Source organism: Blochmannia endosymbiont of Camponotus sp., assembly GCF_023586365.1.
Taxonomy (GTDB): domain Bacteria; phylum Pseudomonadota; class Gammaproteobacteria; order Enterobacterales; family Enterobacteriaceae; genus Blochmanniella.
On record NZ_CP097759.1, the window covers coordinates 330704 to 346972 of the forward strand.

13 protein-coding genes are annotated in these 16269 nt (G+C 28.6%); 3 read left to right on the top strand and 10 right to left on the bottom strand.

What is annotated here, in order from left to right; all coding sequences use genetic code 11:
• Nucleotides 1–338 precede the first annotated feature (338 nt).
• From lgt to prfB, 5 genes are all read right to left on the bottom strand, one after another.
• The gene (gene lgt / locus M9407_RS01340) at nucleotides 339–1190 is read right to left on the bottom strand and encodes a prolipoprotein diacylglyceryl transferase (protein ID WP_250237361.1); all 852 of its coding nucleotides are present in this window, start codon (nucleotides 1188–1190) and stop codon (nucleotides 339–341) included.
• Between the two features lie 191 nt (nucleotides 1191–1381).
• A complete protein-coding gene (gene rppH, locus M9407_RS01345; protein WP_250231251.1) occupies nucleotides 1382–1858 on the bottom strand; it encodes an RNA pyrophosphohydrolase in 477 nt (158 codons plus the stop codon).
• 630 nt (nucleotides 1859–2488) lie between these two features.
• Nucleotides 2489–3763 carry a diaminopimelate decarboxylase gene (gene lysA / locus M9407_RS01350; RefSeq protein WP_250237362.1) on the bottom strand — a complete coding sequence of 425 codons (1275 nt, stop codon included), beginning with the start codon at nucleotides 3761–3763 and terminating at the stop codon, nucleotides 2489–2491.
• 177 nt (nucleotides 3764–3940) lie between these two features.
• The gene (gene lysS, locus M9407_RS01355; RefSeq protein WP_250237363.1) at nucleotides 3941–5473 is read right to left on the bottom strand and encodes a lysine--tRNA ligase; all 1533 of its coding nucleotides are present in this window, start codon (nucleotides 5471–5473) and stop codon (nucleotides 3941–3943) included.
• Nucleotides 5473–6580, bottom strand: a protein-coding gene (gene prfB / locus M9407_RS01360) for a peptide chain release factor 2 (RefSeq protein ID WP_420022292.1) whose coding sequence is annotated in 2 segments (ribosomal slippage) — nucleotides 5473–6522 and nucleotides 6524–6580 — 1107 coding nt in all. Because the reading frame shifts where the segments join, the coding sequence is not laid out codon by codon here. The genes lysS and prfB overlap by 1 nt, the downstream gene beginning before the upstream one ends.
• Nucleotides 6581–7080: 500 nt before the next feature.
• On the opposite strand from prfB, the gene ygfZ reads away from it, so the two are divergent.
• Nucleotides 7081–8073, top strand: coding sequence for a tRNA-modifying protein YgfZ (gene ygfZ / locus M9407_RS01365; RefSeq protein ID WP_250237364.1), 993 nt, complete (start codon nucleotides 7081–7083; stop codon nucleotides 8071–8073).
• A gap of 44 nt (nucleotides 8074–8117) precedes the next feature.
• On the opposite strand, the gene M9407_RS01370 is transcribed toward ygfZ, so the two are convergent.
• Nucleotides 8118–9341: an FAD-dependent monooxygenase gene (locus M9407_RS01370; protein WP_250237365.1), complete on the bottom strand. Its 1224-nt coding sequence runs from the start codon at nucleotides 9339–9341 to the stop codon at nucleotides 8118–8120.
• A gap of 23 nt (nucleotides 9342–9364) precedes the next feature.
• The gene (ubiH, locus tag M9407_RS01375) at nucleotides 9365–10555 is read right to left on the bottom strand and encodes a 2-octaprenyl-6-methoxyphenyl hydroxylase (protein WP_250237366.1); all 1191 of its coding nucleotides are present in this window, start codon (nucleotides 10553–10555) and stop codon (nucleotides 9365–9367) included.
• An 867-nt stretch (nucleotides 10556–11422) separates the two neighbouring features.
• On the opposite strand from ubiH, the gene zapA reads away from it, so the two are divergent.
• Nucleotides 11423–11767, top strand: a complete 345-nt coding sequence (gene zapA, locus M9407_RS01380) for a cell division protein ZapA (protein WP_250237367.1) — start codon at nucleotides 11423–11425, stop codon at nucleotides 11765–11767.
• Between the two features lie 126 nt (nucleotides 11768–11893).
• The gene (locus tag M9407_RS01385) at nucleotides 11894–12505 is read left to right on the top strand and encodes a 5-formyltetrahydrofolate cyclo-ligase (RefSeq protein WP_250237368.1); all 612 of its coding nucleotides are present in this window, start codon (nucleotides 11894–11896) and stop codon (nucleotides 12503–12505) included.
• Between the two features lie 243 nt (nucleotides 12506–12748).
• Here M9407_RS01385 and rpiA read toward each other — a convergent pair whose 3' ends face one another.
• The 3 genes from rpiA to M9407_RS01400 all read right to left on the bottom strand — a co-directional run bounded on the left by rpiA (nucleotide 12749) and on the right by M9407_RS01400 (nucleotide 16095).
• Complete coding sequence (rpiA, locus tag M9407_RS01390; RefSeq protein WP_250237369.1) at nucleotides 12749–13405, bottom strand: ribose-5-phosphate isomerase RpiA; 657 nt, start codon at nucleotides 13403–13405, stop codon at nucleotides 12749–12751.
• A gap of 339 nt (nucleotides 13406–13744) precedes the next feature.
• Complete coding sequence (gene fbaA, locus M9407_RS01395) at nucleotides 13745–14827, bottom strand: class II fructose-bisphosphate aldolase (protein ID WP_250237370.1); 1083 nt, start codon at nucleotides 14825–14827, stop codon at nucleotides 13745–13747.
• 83 nt (nucleotides 14828–14910) lie between these two features.
• Nucleotides 14911–16095 carry a phosphoglycerate kinase gene (locus tag M9407_RS01400; RefSeq protein ID WP_250237371.1) on the bottom strand — a complete coding sequence of 395 codons (1185 nt, stop codon included), beginning with the start codon at nucleotides 16093–16095 and terminating at the stop codon, nucleotides 14911–14913.
• Between the last annotated feature and the right edge of the window lie 174 nt (nucleotides 16096–16269).

Genomic DNA, 16269 nt, shown 5'->3' on the forward strand with positions numbered 1-16269 from the left:
ATGGTTATTATTTCAAACAAAAACAATTTTATTAGTTCATATATATTCAAAAAAAATAGAAGAAAATAAATAAATTGTTTTTCATAAAATTAAAAACTATTTAAAAAATTAATTTTTTCAATCATTACTGATTTGTTATATTTATTGGATTGTATAAATATAGTAGCCAATAGATATACATAAATTTTTAATTTTTTTAAAAAAAGATACGTAGATGATTAATAAAAAAAATCAAACTTGGTTTAAAATATAAGAATTATTTTAACAAATAATGACGTGTCAAAAATTGACTGATATAAAATAGATTTTTAATTATATTGATGACTTTGATAAATCAATTATCTATAAGCAATATAGATTATAATCATTCCTGATATAATCATAGGACATGATAAAATTTGTCCCATGGTGGCTATGTTGTTAATTAATCCTAACTGACTATCAGGTTGACGAAAAATTTCTGCTACAATACGAAACACCCCATAACAAATTAGAAACAAACCAGACACACTACCCACGGGATGTGGTTGACGAATAAACTTACTTATGATAATGAACAATATTATTCCTTCTAAAAACATTTCATATAATTGAGATGGATGACGAGGCAGAACACCATAACTATCAAATAGTGATTCCCATTCAGGATGATCTGATAGTATTAATAAGTCTTGATATACGGAATTAGGAAACAACATAGCCCATGGAAGATCAACGGCTATTCGACCCCATAATTCTCCGTTAATAAAATTTCCTAATCTACCGAGTCCTAATCCAAACGGAACTGCTGGAACGACAAAATCAGATATTTGAAAAAAAGGCCGATGTTTTTTGTAAGAAAACCATGCGATCGATATAATTACGCCTATTAAACCACCATGAAAAGACATACCTCCTTCCCATATTTTAAAAATCCACAGTAAATTTTTAGAAAAAAAGGACCACTGATAAAATAATACATATCCAATGCGACCACCTAATAAAACACCTAAAAAACATAAATATAATAAATGTTCTACATCTGTATGGGTCCATGCACATGAAGTACTATTGGAATGACGCATACGATATGACAATGACCACATAGCGTATATAAAACCTAGTCCATACATTACTCCATACCAATGTAGTGAAATAGGTCCTATTTTAAAAATTACTGGATTACATGCATGATAATAAAAATTCTGCATATTACACTATTCTGCGATGTATATGATTGCTATAATCAGTTTTTCACTACAACATGTAGTTATTTTAAACAAAACACATTTCAATATGTATTGTATATATTGAAATGTGTTTCTTCAATGGCACATTGAAATTATTTTTATTGATTATACTAAATTTGATCTTCTTCTTTATAAGAAGTAATAGTATTGAATCACGATATTATCATATCAACAAATTCTTGCATAACTTTTCTATATACATCTCTTTTAAAGAATACAACTCGGCGTATAGGATACCATAAGCTAACCCACTTCCAGCTATCAAATGTGTAATCTTTATTACTTTTTATATTAATTCGCGTATCTTTAGATAAAAGCTTTAATAAAAACCATTTTTGTTTTTGTCCAAAGCAAATAGGCCTAATTTTCCACCGAATTAATTTTTTAGGTAGCCTGTAATGCATCCAATATTGCGTTGAAGATAGGATACGAACATCTTGATAATTCAAGCCTATTTCTTCAAACAATTCCCTATACATTGCTTGTTCTGGAGTCTCTCCAATGTTAATTCCACCTTGAGGAAATTGCCAGCAGTAATGTTGCTTACATTTTCTAGCCCATAATACTTGTTGATGAGTATTACATAGCACAATTCCTACGTTTAATCGGTAACCGTTATCATCAATCACCAAATTGCCTCAGTTTTATTGAGATATTTCATTAAATTTTAAATATTTACAACAAATATAACTATTCCTATTATATTTTATATAAATGTAGGAACTATGGATTATCTAAAATATATACAAGCCTATATGTTATATAGGCCATTAAAATTATAATATTAACACACTTATTGCATTTTATATTATAATTATACTCAACTCAAGAGTTTTGCTATGGTCTTATATTCTTAGTCAATAACTTTTACAGAAATTTTTAATTAAAAAATTTAATTATAATTTATGTTAAGTGTTACTACTTAAAATCGATGTTGTTAAGTATTTTTATAAAAATAGGAGATATAATGCTTCTTATAGAAATATACTTAATAATAACCATTTATATTTAAATTAAAAGTGAAAGTGTAAGAATACATTTTAATATATATCTCGTGATTTATAATATGTTTGTTTTTGTTAGAAACACCATAGTAAATAATTGTCAAATAAATAAGATCATAAAATAAAATGGAAAAAATTATTAGAACATCTAAGTCATTCAACTTATCTTCTTTAAAGATACTAAATAATAAGTTTTTAATAAGCAATTTTAAATAGTGCTTCAGTGATATTCGATCATTTCAACAACTTTATTTATTAAAAGTTTTCTATTGTTTCCAATATAAATAAATCTTCTAGTTTTTGTTTTCGGCGAATTTGACGAATTTGTCCATTTTCAAACAAAACTTCTGGCAGTAACGGACGCGTATTATAATTAGAAGACATAGAAGCGCCGTACGCACCAGTATCGTGAAATATTAAATAATCTCCCACTTTTGCTGAACAAGGTAATTTACGTGTTAATATTGTGCCATTCATATTTTGTGTAAAAACATCTCCAGATTCACATAGTGGGCCACCAACAACGGTATCACATAATGTTTCTAAAATAACGCTACGGTTATCTCCAGGCACTAATGAAATATGATGATAACTACCATACATTACTGGGCGCATTAAATCATTGTACCCTGCGTCTATTAATACAAAATGACGACTACCCATATTTTTTACCGCTCTAATTTGTGTAATTAATATTCCTGATTCAGCCACAAGAAAGCGACCAGGTTCTATTTCTAATGTTACTGTGTGATTTAAATACTGGCTAATGTATTTTCTCGCGTTATTCCATAATCGAAAATAATGATTTACATCTAAAACTATATCATTATGTTGATATGGTATTGTTAATCCTCCTCCAGCAGAAATAACATGTACATCTATTTTATATTTCAAAATTTGTTGGATCATCGCATTACATACTTTAGATAAATGATCGTACTGTACTCCAGAACCAATATGCATATGCAGGCCGATTAACTGTAGATTATAATGATGGATATAAGATAAAGCTATTGGTATATCTTCATGCCAAATTCCATGCTTGCTATTTTCTCCTCCGGTATTGGTTTTTTGGTTATGTCCGTATCCAAATCCAGGATTAATACGTAACCATATTTTATGTCTAGGAGAACAAGCCCCTAATTGCGCTAACATATCTATCGATCCTGCATTAACAACGATATTTAGTTCTAATATTCTTAATAATGTTTCTTCTTCTAAAATATCAGCAGTGAAAACTATTTCATTACTTTGTTTTCCCGTTTTAAAACCAGCTAATAATGCTCGTTCAATCTCGCCTAAAGAAACGGCATCTACCTTAACTTCATAATTATGCATTAATCTTAAAATATGAATATTAGAGCAAGATTTTTGAGCGTACCGTATAACGTCAAATTGTTTTAATTGTGTAATACGATTAATTATAATCGATGCATCGTATACCCATACTGGCCCTTTATATTTTTGATGTAATTTCTTTAAGATTTCATAGGTAAGAGAATTTGTTTGCGTAAAGATATTATGTGTCACGCCATATTCCTATTATTTTTTTTTGATATATATTTTAAATACCAAAATATTTCGAGATTATATCTTGAATATATAGTTGAAAAATATCAAACATAGGTTTGTATTATTAAAAATTAATCAGATAAAATCATAAATATATAATTACTTTTCAATACACTGAGAAAATGTAAACAAATTTTATTTTGGACGAAGTGTAGGAAATAAAATTACATCACGAATAGTATGACTGTCGGTGAGTAACATAATCAAACGATCAATTCCTATTCCAATACCTGCGGTAGGAGGCAATCCATATTCTAACGCAATTAGATAATCTTCATCATAATTTATATGAACATTATTATTATTATTTTTTTTATCTTTTTTTCCGTATGCTTGTTTTAAAAAACGTTCCTTTTGATCTTCCGGATCGTTTAATTCTGAAAATCCATTTCCTATTTCTCGTCCAGCAATGAACAGTTCAAAACGATCAGCAAACTCTGGATCGTTGTCATTACGGCGTGCTAATGGAGATACTTCTATTGGATAAGAAGTAACACAAGTTGGTTGAATTATTTTTTTTTCTATTGCTTCTTCAAAAATAACCATATGTATTCTGCGTAACGTCCAGCAATTCTTAACTTTAATGCCAAGTGATTTTGCAATAGAAACAGCAGTACATATATCGTCTATATTTTGGGATCTAGTTTCTGGTAGATAATAAAATATCGCTTCTTTTATACTGATTTGCGTAAAAGGATGTTTAAAATCTAATGCATAATCTCCATAATTTATTATATTACTACCTAGTATTTTTTGTGTTACCGATCTTAATAAATTTTGCACTAAGATGATTATATCACGATAATCAGCATAAGCCATATATATTTCCATCATTGTAAACTCAGGATTATGATATGAAGATATACCTTCATTACGAAAATTACGATTTATTTCGAATATTCGTTCAAAACCACCTATCACTAATTTTTTTAGATATAATTCTGGAGCGATTCGTAAATACATATTTATTCCTAATTTATTATGATGTGTAATGAAAGGATGTGCTATAGCTCCTCCTGCAATTGTGTGCATCATTGGTGTCTCTACTTCCATGAAATTATTTTTTTTCATGAATTGACGTATTTCAGAAATAACTAGAGAACGTATTTTAAATGTTTTTCTTGTATTTTCATTAATAATTAAGTCTAAATATCTTTGGCGATATTTTGTTTCTTGATTATTTAAACCATGAAATTTATCTGGTAATGGACGCAATGATTTAGTTAACAATCGAATTTCTTTACAATGTATCGATAATTCCCCGGTACGTGTTCTAAATAATATACCGCGTGCTCCTAAGATATCTCCTAAATCCCATTGTTTTATATTTTCATCATATAAATTTGCTGCTAATGAATTAGAAGTAATATATAATTGCATGCAACCTTCGACATCACGTACAGTTATAAAAGATGCTTTTCCCATGATACGTTGACTTATTATACGACCTGCTATGGTCACTTCAATATTTAATTGTGTCAATTCTGCATTGGATGTATGAGCGTATTTTTTATGTAATTGATTAGAAATAGAATTACGACGAAAATTGTTTGGAAACGCTACGCCTTTTTCACGAAGTTTTGATAGTTTTTTTCGACGAATATTTAATTCATCATCAACATTAAATTTTTGATATGACTGATCCTTTGAATATACGCATTTAGTCATTATAAATCTCGCTTAAAGTGTTTTTTGATGCTAACTTTTATAAAATCATCTAGATCTCCATTTAAAACAGCTTTAATATTACGGTTTTCAAAACCAGTACGTAAATCTTTAACTCTAGAATTATCTAAAATATAAGATCGTATTTGATTGCCCCAAGTAATATTTACTTTATTATTTTCTCTCATTTTTTTTTCATAATTTTTTTTTTGTAATTCAAGCTCATATAATTTAGCTCTTAATTGCTTCATGGCTTGATTTTTATTTTTGTGTTGTGAACGATCACTTTGGCATTGAGTAACAATATTTGTTGGTATATGTGTGATGCGTACTGCAGATTCCGTACGATTAACATGTTGACCTCCTGCTCCAGAAGCTCGATAAACATCACAACGTAGATCTTCCGGGCGAATATGAATATTTATACTATCATCCAATTCTGGATATACAAATACTGAAGCAAATGAAGTATGACGTTTCCCACCAGAATCAAAAGGACTTTTACGCACTAGTCTGTGTACACCAGATTCAGTACGTAACCAACCATATGCATAAGGTCCAATAACTTGAATGGTAGCAGATTTTATCCCCGTGACCTCTCCTGTCGATTCTTCAATAATGTCGGCCATAAAACCTTTGTGATCTATCCAACGTAAATACATACGTAACAACATACTGGCCCAATCCTGTGCTTCTATTCCTCCAGACCCTGATTGAATATCGACATAACAATTGGAATCATCATATTTTCCTATAAACATACGACTAATCTCTAATTGAGATAACGTACGTTCTAAATCAATTGATTGATCATGAATTTCGGAAAGCAGGATATTGTCATATTCTTCTGTTAATTCTAACAAATCATTTAAATCCACTAAATTTTTATAAAGCTGATCAACAATGTTAATAAAAATTTTTAAAGAAGATGATTTTTGTCTAAGAATTTTTGCTGTTTTAGGATTTTTCCAAATATCGGGTGATTTTAATTCGTTGTTAATTATTTTAAAATGTTTTTTTTTGAGATCGTAGTCAAAAATCATCCTTAAACTTCAATATTCTACTTAACATAACTTGAATATGCTGTTTAGTAAAATCAATATCTATCATAAAATTTTATTCCTTAGGATGTATATTTTTAATTTATATTATTTCACGTAATCGTATATATATTAATATACTATAATATAATTCGATAAAAACTCTCTATATAATATATGTATAAGAATATGTATTCTCTTATGATATCAGTTATATAATGTAATTTTAATATTTGATAGTTATTACTTGAATATATGATGAACCGTATGCAAATATAAGCTGTTATATGCAGTTTTATTATTTTATTTCAATTTCATATTGTAAATAATTGTATATGCCAACGAGAATAGCATTCTATTAATTATTGTCATGCGTTTATATTGTCATCTTAATTATACATATACCTTAAGACTGATAATTGTTCAATTATGAAAGTTATGATATTACAGGTTAATGATCGTGGAAGGGTGTGTTGTCTTTTGGTTGTAGATATTTAGTGAGTGGGATTAATTAGTATATATTAATATAATATTTATTTGGAATTATTTTTATTCATAAGGAGAGATACAATGTTTCCTCGTATGGCTTTTTTAGGGCAATATCCTGTACCATCAAAAGATTTGCCGCTAACGTTCGTCTCCTTAGAGGAATGGACGTTAGTGAGATTATACGGACCAGATGTTATACAATGCTTACACAATCAGTTTACTTGTGATATCCAAAATTTGAATAAATATAAATATAGTTTTTCAGCACATTGTAATCCAAAAGGGAAAATGATTAGCAATATGTATGTTTTTCATCTTAAAAATCAAGAAATGGCATTTATTGAACGTCTAAATATATGCAAAAAACAGATAGAAGAAATGAAAAAGTACATGGTATTTTCTAATGTTACTGTTATTCCTGATTATGATGCAATACTTATTGGAATCGCTGGAATAAATGCAAGAAATCATTTAAGCATGTTTTTTCCAGTTTTACCAAATGAGACACACACAATAATTCATGCTCAAGATGTGACCTTACTTTATTTTAGTGCTCCATCAGAACGATTTTTGTTGATTATTAATAAAAAATCAGTATTAGATCATTTGTTAAGTGAATCACAGTCTCAGATACAACTTAATGATAGTCGGCAATGGGTGTCATTAGATATGGAAGCGGGTTATCCAATTATTGAACCAATAACTAGTGAATTATTTGTCCCTCAAGCTGTTAATATGGATATATTACACGGAATTAGTTTTAATAAAGGCTGTTATATTGGACAAGAATCTATTGCGCGTATTAAGTATCGTGGGTGTAACAAACAGACCTTATATCGGTTAACCGGCGTCATTAATTATGAGAAAAATTATAAATTGCCTGCACCTGGTGATCAGGTAGAGTTAAAGTTAAATAATCAACATTGGAAAAATGTTGGAATTGTTTTGCAGTCTTGTCAAATTAAAAAGGATAATATATGGATACAGGTAGTATTAAATAGATCTATTTTAGAACCTTCAGCATTGAGAATCACAAATATGCAAACTCATGATAGTCTCATGTTTTATTATTGATATTTGATGCATTTCAATATTTTTTAAATATTACAATATTTCTTTTAGTCATAATGATCTCGTAGCAACCATTCTGGCATATTATTTAAACCCATAATGCGATGTAAAATATGTATTTTTAAGTTGGGAACCGTGTTTATGAGATAAAAAATAAAATATTGTATGTACTTCAAGAGATAATTTTTATCATGAAGAAGCATGTAAATGTATGGAACATTTATAGAATCTTTAATTATTCTGTATTTCCTATTGCGTTCGTAATATCTTAAATAAGTATAGTGCCCAATGTCTTGATTATTTTCTTTTAGATTCTGCAGATGATGTAATAAAACTGCTGCATCTATCAGTTCTGAGTTAATATTTTGAAAAAATAAAGGACACATGGTGTACGCGGCTTTTCCTAATAACACTAAACGATGATTTGTAAAGTTATGTGCATATTGCATTCTCATCAGTAAAATATTATAATTTTCATTGTCACATACAACACAATGACCGAGTATATTACAAATTTTAATTAACGCATAATTAATAGATTGATTAGAAGCGGATACATTCAGATATTTTTTAGCGGTATACGGAGGTAACAACCAAAAAGCAATGGAAAGATGCGTGTTTTTTAATGGTAATAAAATTACTAACCCATCGTCATGAATGATACAACGAAGAGTATTGTTGTGAGTTCTCTCGGTATGAATAACAGCAGTGAATCTATAATATTTAGTGTCTTTAAATATTAACGAAATATTTGCAGCGTTTCTTACCCAAGAATTAATTCCATCCGCGCCTATTACTAATTTAGCTTTGAATGTATAACTATTGGTTATCGTAATAAATGCTGCATCTTCATGGTAATTTATTGCCTCAGGTGCATATGAATCTATAAATATAATATTTTTTAATTGTCGTGCGCGATCAATTAAAGCTTGATATATATAACATTTATTGATCGCATATCCTAGTTCAAGGTATCCTAAGTAACCGGAATTGAAAACAATTTTACTTATGCTATTCTTTTGAATAATTTCTAATTTATGTAATAAAACAGAAAAATGTGATATTTTGTGATGCCAAATTTTTAAATACTGCAGTATTCTTATACTAGTTATATTGACGAATGATGTTTCTAGATCCCATTGATTTTCTTCACACATATGGAAATGTGTTTTATGTTCTATAATTGCAATGCGGAAACAATCACCTAATCCGCAGGCTAATGCCAGTCCGGCGATTCCTTGATTTATAATTAATAGATCGAAACTGTCCACATTATTATTTATTTAAAATAAAATTAATCTGTTTTCCAATTTAATATTGCATTTACTAAAAGACGCCTTAGAAAGGCATTATAATTAACAAAAAATAAACCCATATTTCGAGCAATAATCAACGGCAAGTAATGATTGCTAAACAGCCGCACTAATCCATCGGTAATTTTAATGGTCCTACATTGATCTAAATATCTGTGTTTTTGGTATCTATTTAACACAGAATAGTCTCCAATATCTAAATTCTGATATAGCGCTTGTGTAATTATTTTTGATAACACCACAATGTCACGCAATCCAAGATTAAATCCCTGTCCAGCAATAGGATGTAAACTTTGTGCCGCATTTCCAACTAATGCCAATCTGTGACTAATATGGCTATTAGCCCGAGTTAACCAAAGATCGTAAAAATATCTATTTCCTATTTTCAAAATTTTTCCTAATTCCCATCCGAACACATTTTGCAATTCTTGAGAAAATTTGTCTTTATTCCATGTAGATACTTCTTTTTTTTGCTTATCAGAAATACACCAAATTAAAAAACTAAAATCATTAGCCATAGGTAATATGGCTAATGGCCCATACTCTGTAAATTTTTCAAAAGCTCTTCCAAAATGAGGTACTTCAGTAGTAATTTTAGAAACTACAGCAATTTGTTGATAATTCCATTTGAACCATTGCATACCGCAATTGGTAGCTAGCGTTGAATCGGCGCCATCTGCTGCTACCATTAATTTTGAAACTATTTGATGATCATTATTCAAAATAATTATGTTATTTTTTTTTTCACGTTTAATTTTTTTTAAAATTGCCGGGCAATATACAGTTACAGTAGATTGATTATATAAAAAATCAAATAATTTTTTTCTAAAGATATTTAATTCGATAACATAACCTAATTCTGATAATTGATAGTCTTGAGCATCAATGAATATTTTATTCAACCGATGATATTCACTGACCTCTACTTGTTTTATCATGGTGGAGCAAGAAGATAAAATTGGAGCCATATTAATTCGTATTAATTCAAAATAAGCGCCTCGCGATAAAGCTATTACATGAGGTGGGTGTGTAATTGAGGATAATTTTGTATCATAACAATAAGGAGAGTGTTGCTCTATCAAGGATATTTCTAAATCTCCTTTTGTTAATTTAGATAACATTAAGGCTAGTATTGCGCCTGCCATTCCTCCACCATTTATAACAATAGACATTGATGATTATCTAACGTATGAATATAAAAATTTCAAAATCGAACAAAAATACAGTATATGAATTAATACAATTAAACCTAATTTTACAAATATTAGTATATATATATATATTATATATATAACTTATTTTATTTTAAAATTTAACATAAGTTGGGTAACTATATAACAATAAAAACGTAATATGCAAACTCCTTTTTTAAGAATTAACACACTGATTAAATAAAGTATATTTTCAGTTAACTTAAATATGAATCTGATACCATATATCGAAATATTTTTTCATTTGCTATTTATTGTGAATAAATACATGAAATCCAATTGCAATAATTCTTATTCATTATAAGATACGAGATATGTTTGTGTCGTTGTACAACGATTATAGCGATATCAACATTTACTGCAATATAATTTCAGTATTGTTAGTATTTATAGCAAATAAATCTATATTTATAATATAAATTAAGTGGTTTTGCAGCATATTGAATATGCATATTCAATATATTATTTTAAAATTCATCTAGTGTTAAAATAATTTAATCATACAGATGATGTTGTAGTATGCTTATGGACTATAAAGATATTTTACAATTTTTTAAAATATCTAATTTTTTAAATTTACTATATGTAAATTACAGATGAATTATATTTTTATGTAAGATTTTTTACATTTAGATATTTTTTATAAATTAAATAATTATTAATTATTGAATGTGTTTAAAATAAAATAATGATTTTTATGGATTTTTAATCAAATATTCATATATAAAACAAAATTTTTGTATATGTGTATAACCATTATGGTAATTATTACTTGTATTGTATAATTATTGAAAAATATAAATAAATTACAACTTCCAGGAAAGAAATATGCCTGAACAACCAATAGATATTCAAATTTTCGGTCGAACACTACGTATCAATTGCCCGCCTCAACAACAAGATGCTTTAAATAAGGCAGTAGAGGATTTAACTCAACGTTTGCAGGATTTAAAAATTAGAACAAGGGTAACTAATGCTGAACAGTTAGTATTTATAGCCGCTTTAAATATATGTCATGAATTAGATCAGGAAAAATTAAAAACGCGTGAATATGCAGCGAACATTGAGAAACATATTCTGTTATTACAACAAACTATCGAAAAAGCCTTAATTGCACATACTCATATTACTGAGCATGCTAATAGATCACTGGAATACTCTGAACACGCATAAATTATTATATTGAGACATAATAAGATCGTCGGAATAATAAATATAAATAGGCTTTATAGTTAACACTATTTTTAGGACAAACAGTGTAAAAATATGCTGTATTCATATTAATGAATTCAATCAGCTATGTATGTTGATGACAAAAAATTATACAGAAAATTTCTTCGTATGTATCTACGAAGTATACGTAGGACTTTAACGTTTCAAGAACAATATACGGCGGCGCAATTAATAACTAACAAAATTATGACTATAACCCATATACATAAATCAACGCGTATAGCAGTGTTTATTGATTTTGACGGAGAAATAAATACTACTTTACTCATTAGATCTTTGTTATTGATGCATAAACAGATATATTTACCAATTCTGCCTGATTCAGGGTCTAAGTGCTTATTGTTTGCACAATATACATTTTCAACGCCCCTTATATGCAATCATTTAAATATATATGAACCGAAATGGAATATTAGTTCTGTTATTCCTATAGAAAAAATAGATGTTATATTTGTTCCATTAGTCGCATTTGATACTAGTGGAAATCGATTAGGCATGGGTGGTGGTTTTTATGATAGAACTTTACAAAACTGGAAACATCAGAGTAATTATATACCTATAGGGTTAGCACATGATTTTCAAAGAATACCTACGCAATTGCTTCCTATAGAAACATGGGATATAACATTGCCAGAAATTATCACTCCATCTTATCATTTGATTATAGATACTCATTAAACAATACTCTATGAAAGGTATTGTTGTGTGTAATGTTTAGTTCTGTGATAATCACATCTTTTGAATACGGATAGGGGTTTGATGCATTTTCAATAATTAATATTAATTAATTTGCATTTGTTATCAAGATTCCCTGATAATGATCATATTAAAAATATATTGATTTATACTGACATATAAATTGTAAATCATTTTTAGTTTTATATTGTTCAAAATTGATTTTCTGTTAGCATAGAAAAAAGATTAATTGATTATTTTTATACCTTCTCTTGTCCCAATTAATACCATATCTGCCCGTCTTTTCGAAAATATACCAACACTCACTACTCCTGGAATATTATTAATTTTTGTTTCTAATAACGACGCATTTACAATCTTCATATTATATACGTCCAAGATATTATTACCATTATCAGTAATTACATTATGTCGATATTCTGGTAAACCACCTAAACGCACTAATTCTCTTGCTACTAATGAACGAGCCATAGGAATGACTTCTATTGGTAATGGCCCGCGTCCTAATATATTTACTTGTTTACTGCTGTCAACGATACAAATAAATTTTTTGGCTGCAGCAGCAATAATTTTTTCTTTGGTCAAGGCTCCACCCCTACCTTTAATCATTTGCATATGTGAATCAATTTCATCTGCGCTGTCAACATACACATCTAATTCGTGTAAGCTATTAAGGTTATATAGAGGAATACCTATTTTTTTCAATTGATCAGATGAGTAATTTGAACTAGAAACCACACCTTCTATTTTTTCCTTTATACTGTTTAGTGCTTCAATAAAATATGTAACGGTAGAACCTGTTCCTACTCCTATAATTCTGCTAGACTGAATATATTTTAAAGCCGCCCAGCCTACTGATTTTTTTAATTTATTTTGTATCATACAACACCCATACAAGACGTATATTATGTAATAATTACACACTAATTTTGATTTAATATCATTGATGTTTGATAATAATTTTTGTTTTATATAAATTAAAAAATGATATTCAATGAGAATTAAAACTATACATTAGATAATTTTGATAATTCATGCAGGTATTACACTCCATAAACAACAAACAGATTTTATGATTTATTTATATTTGAAATTTAATTAAATCTTATTTGTTGTAAGAATAATATTAATGATATTCATCAAATTCAACGTCATATAATTTGAATTTTATTAATACACAAATCTGATCTAATGTATTAAATTTGTTATTAAAAAATTATTTTACAAAATATTAACAGCATTTAAAGTGCAAAATGTTTTTTCTAAATACTTAACCATTGATTTTTGTCCTGCACGAATCCAGATACGTGGGTCATAAAATTTTTTATTTGGTTGATCGCTTCCATATGGATTACCTAATTGAGTTTGAAGAAAATTTTTATTATGTTGGTAATATTTTAAAATACCTTCCCAGGTAGCCCACTGTATATCAGTGTCAATGTTCATTTTTACAACACCGTAACTGATAGCTTCTTTAATTTCTTCTTCTGTAGATCCAGATCCTCCGTGAAATACTAAATTTAAAAAATTGTCAGGTAATCCAAATTTATTAGAAATGCATTTTTGTGATTTCTGAAGAATTTTTGGATCTAATCGTATGTTTCCTGGTTTGTATACACCATGTACATTGCCAAATGACGCGGCTATAATAAATTGAGGACTAATAATATGTAATTTTTCATAAGCATAAGTTATATCTTCTGGAGTTGTATATAAAAGTGAATGATCCAAATGATAGTGATCTATGCCGTCTTCTTCTCCCCCGGTGCAACCCAATTCTATTTCTAAAGTCATATTTAATTTGTGCATGCGGCTTAGATACTTTGAGCTAATTTCTATATTTTCTTTTAAAGATTCTTCAGATAAATCAATCATATGAGATGAAAATAATGGACTACCAGTTTCATAAAAATGCTTTGTACCTAAATCTAATAGAGCATTGATCCAAGGCAAATTTTTTTTAGTACAATGATCAGTATGTAAAATAACAGGAATACCATAATGTTTAGAAATGTGATGCACATGCAGACTGCCAGAAATAGCGCCTAATACTGCTGTATTATGATCATTTTTATCACTATTTAAACCATATCCTGCCATAAAAGAAGATCCTTTTTTAGAAAACTGTAAAATAATAGGAGACTGCATATTAGCTGCAGCTTCTAGCGCGGCATTAATTGAATCTATTCCTATACAGTTTATCGCTGGTAAAGCAAAATTATTTTTTTTTGCAAAATCAAATATTTTCTGTACATTGTTTCCAGTAACTACGCCTGGTTTTATAAAATCGAGGATTTTAGTCATTTATTTTCTTCTGTTGTTAATGAAAGAATACATCGATAAGACTATTTGAATATAGTCATGTATATTTTCATATATAATACTGGTTAATTCATGTTATTTAAAGCATGCTTTTCAAGCATTTTTACTGATGGAAATGTTTTACCTTCAATGAATTCTAAAAAAGCGCCACCTCCAGTAGAAATATAAGAAATTTGATCAGAAATATCAAATAAATCGATAGCCATTAAAGTATCACCGCCTCCAACGACAGAAAAAGCATTACTTTTAGCAATAGCATGAGATATCATTTCCGTGCCTTTTCTAAAATTTGGAAATTCAAATACTCCAATAGGACCGTTCCAAAGAATAGTTTTAGCACAATTTAAAATATCTAATATTCGAGTAATAGATTCATCACCTAAATCAAGAATTTGTTCATCATCTTTAATATCAATTATGGCTTTCATAGTGACTTGAGCAGTTTCAGAAAATTCTGTACTTACTCGTACATCAGTAAGAATAGGTATATCACAATTTTCTAAAAGACGTTTTGCTGTAGGTATAAGTTCTTCTTCATATAAGGATTTACCTACTTTTTTACCTTGAGCTGCTAAAAAGGTATTTGCGATACCTCCGCCTACTATTAGGTAATCTGCGACTTTTGATAAAGAATCTAAAACAATCAATTTAGTAGATACTTTAGACCCCCCAACTATTGCAACCATTGGTCTCATAGGATTACATAAGGCCTTTCCTAAAGCTTCTAATTCTTTTTGCAATAAAAGCCCAGAACAAGCTGAAGAAACAAATTTACCTATACCATGTGTAGACGCCTGTGTACGATGAGCACTACCAAACGCATCCATAATAAATACATCGCATAACATGGCGTATTTCTTTGATAATATCTCATCATCTTTTTTTTCTCCTTTATTAAACCGCACATTTTCTAAAACTAACAGCTCTCCCTCCATAAAATTTACTCCCTCTAAATAATCTTTAACCAACCGCACTTCTTTGACATATCGATTAATCAATTGTTTTTTTAAATATTCAACTACGGGCTGTAAGGAAAATTGAGCATTATATTCTCCTTCTGTTGGTCGACCCAGATGAGAAGTTACCATAACATGTTTACTGTGCTTTAAAGCCAATTTAATAGTAGGTAATGATGCATGAATTTTTCTATTAGACGTAATGACTCCATTTTTAATAGGTACGTTTAAATCAGAACGAATTAAAATACGTTTACCCGTTAGGTCTAAATCATTTATTTTGATCATAGTCATGATAGGTAGCCTTTTAAATGTAAAACAATATAGATAGTCATATATTGATGATGGAAAATATTTTTATTTATCTATATATCGCGATTTTTAGTTTAGTTTATTAGTTAACAACTGAATAAAATAAATAATATACAACTTAAAATAAATTTAATTTTTCAAAATAATTAATTAATG

What these genes read in the sequence shown, in the direction of transcription:
- lgt (WP_250237361.1), bottom strand. Translation starts at nt 1,190, where the DNA reads ATGCAGAATTTTTATTATCATGCATGTAATCCAGTAATTTTTAAAATA.
- lysS (WP_250237363.1), bottom strand. Translation starts at nt 5,473, where the DNA reads ATGACTAAATGCGTATATTCAAAGGATCAGTCATATCAAAAATTTAAT.
- ygfZ (WP_250237364.1), top strand. Translation starts at nt 7,081, where the DNA reads ATGTTTCCTCGTATGGCTTTTTTAGGGCAATATCCTGTACCATCAAAA.
- ubiH (WP_250237366.1), bottom strand. Translation starts at nt 10,555, where the DNA reads ATGTCTATTGTTATAAATGGTGGAGGAATGGCAGGCGCAATACTAGCC.
- zapA (WP_250237367.1), top strand. Translation starts at nt 11,423, where the DNA reads ATGCCTGAACAACCAATAGATATTCAAATTTTCGGTCGAACACTACGT.
- M9407_RS01385 (WP_250237368.1), top strand. Translation starts at nt 11,894, where the DNA reads ATGTATGTTGATGACAAAAAATTATACAGAAAATTTCTTCGTATGTAT.
- rpiA (WP_250237369.1), bottom strand. Translation starts at nt 13,405, where the DNA reads ATGATACAAAATAAATTAAAAAAATCAGTAGGCTGGGCGGCTTTAAAA.
- fbaA (WP_250237370.1), bottom strand. Translation starts at nt 14,827, where the DNA reads ATGACTAAAATCCTCGATTTTATAAAACCAGGCGTAGTTACTGGAAAC.
- M9407_RS01400 (WP_250237371.1), bottom strand. Translation starts at nt 16,095, where the DNA reads ATGACTATGATCAAAATAAATGATTTAGACCTAACGGGTAAACGTATT.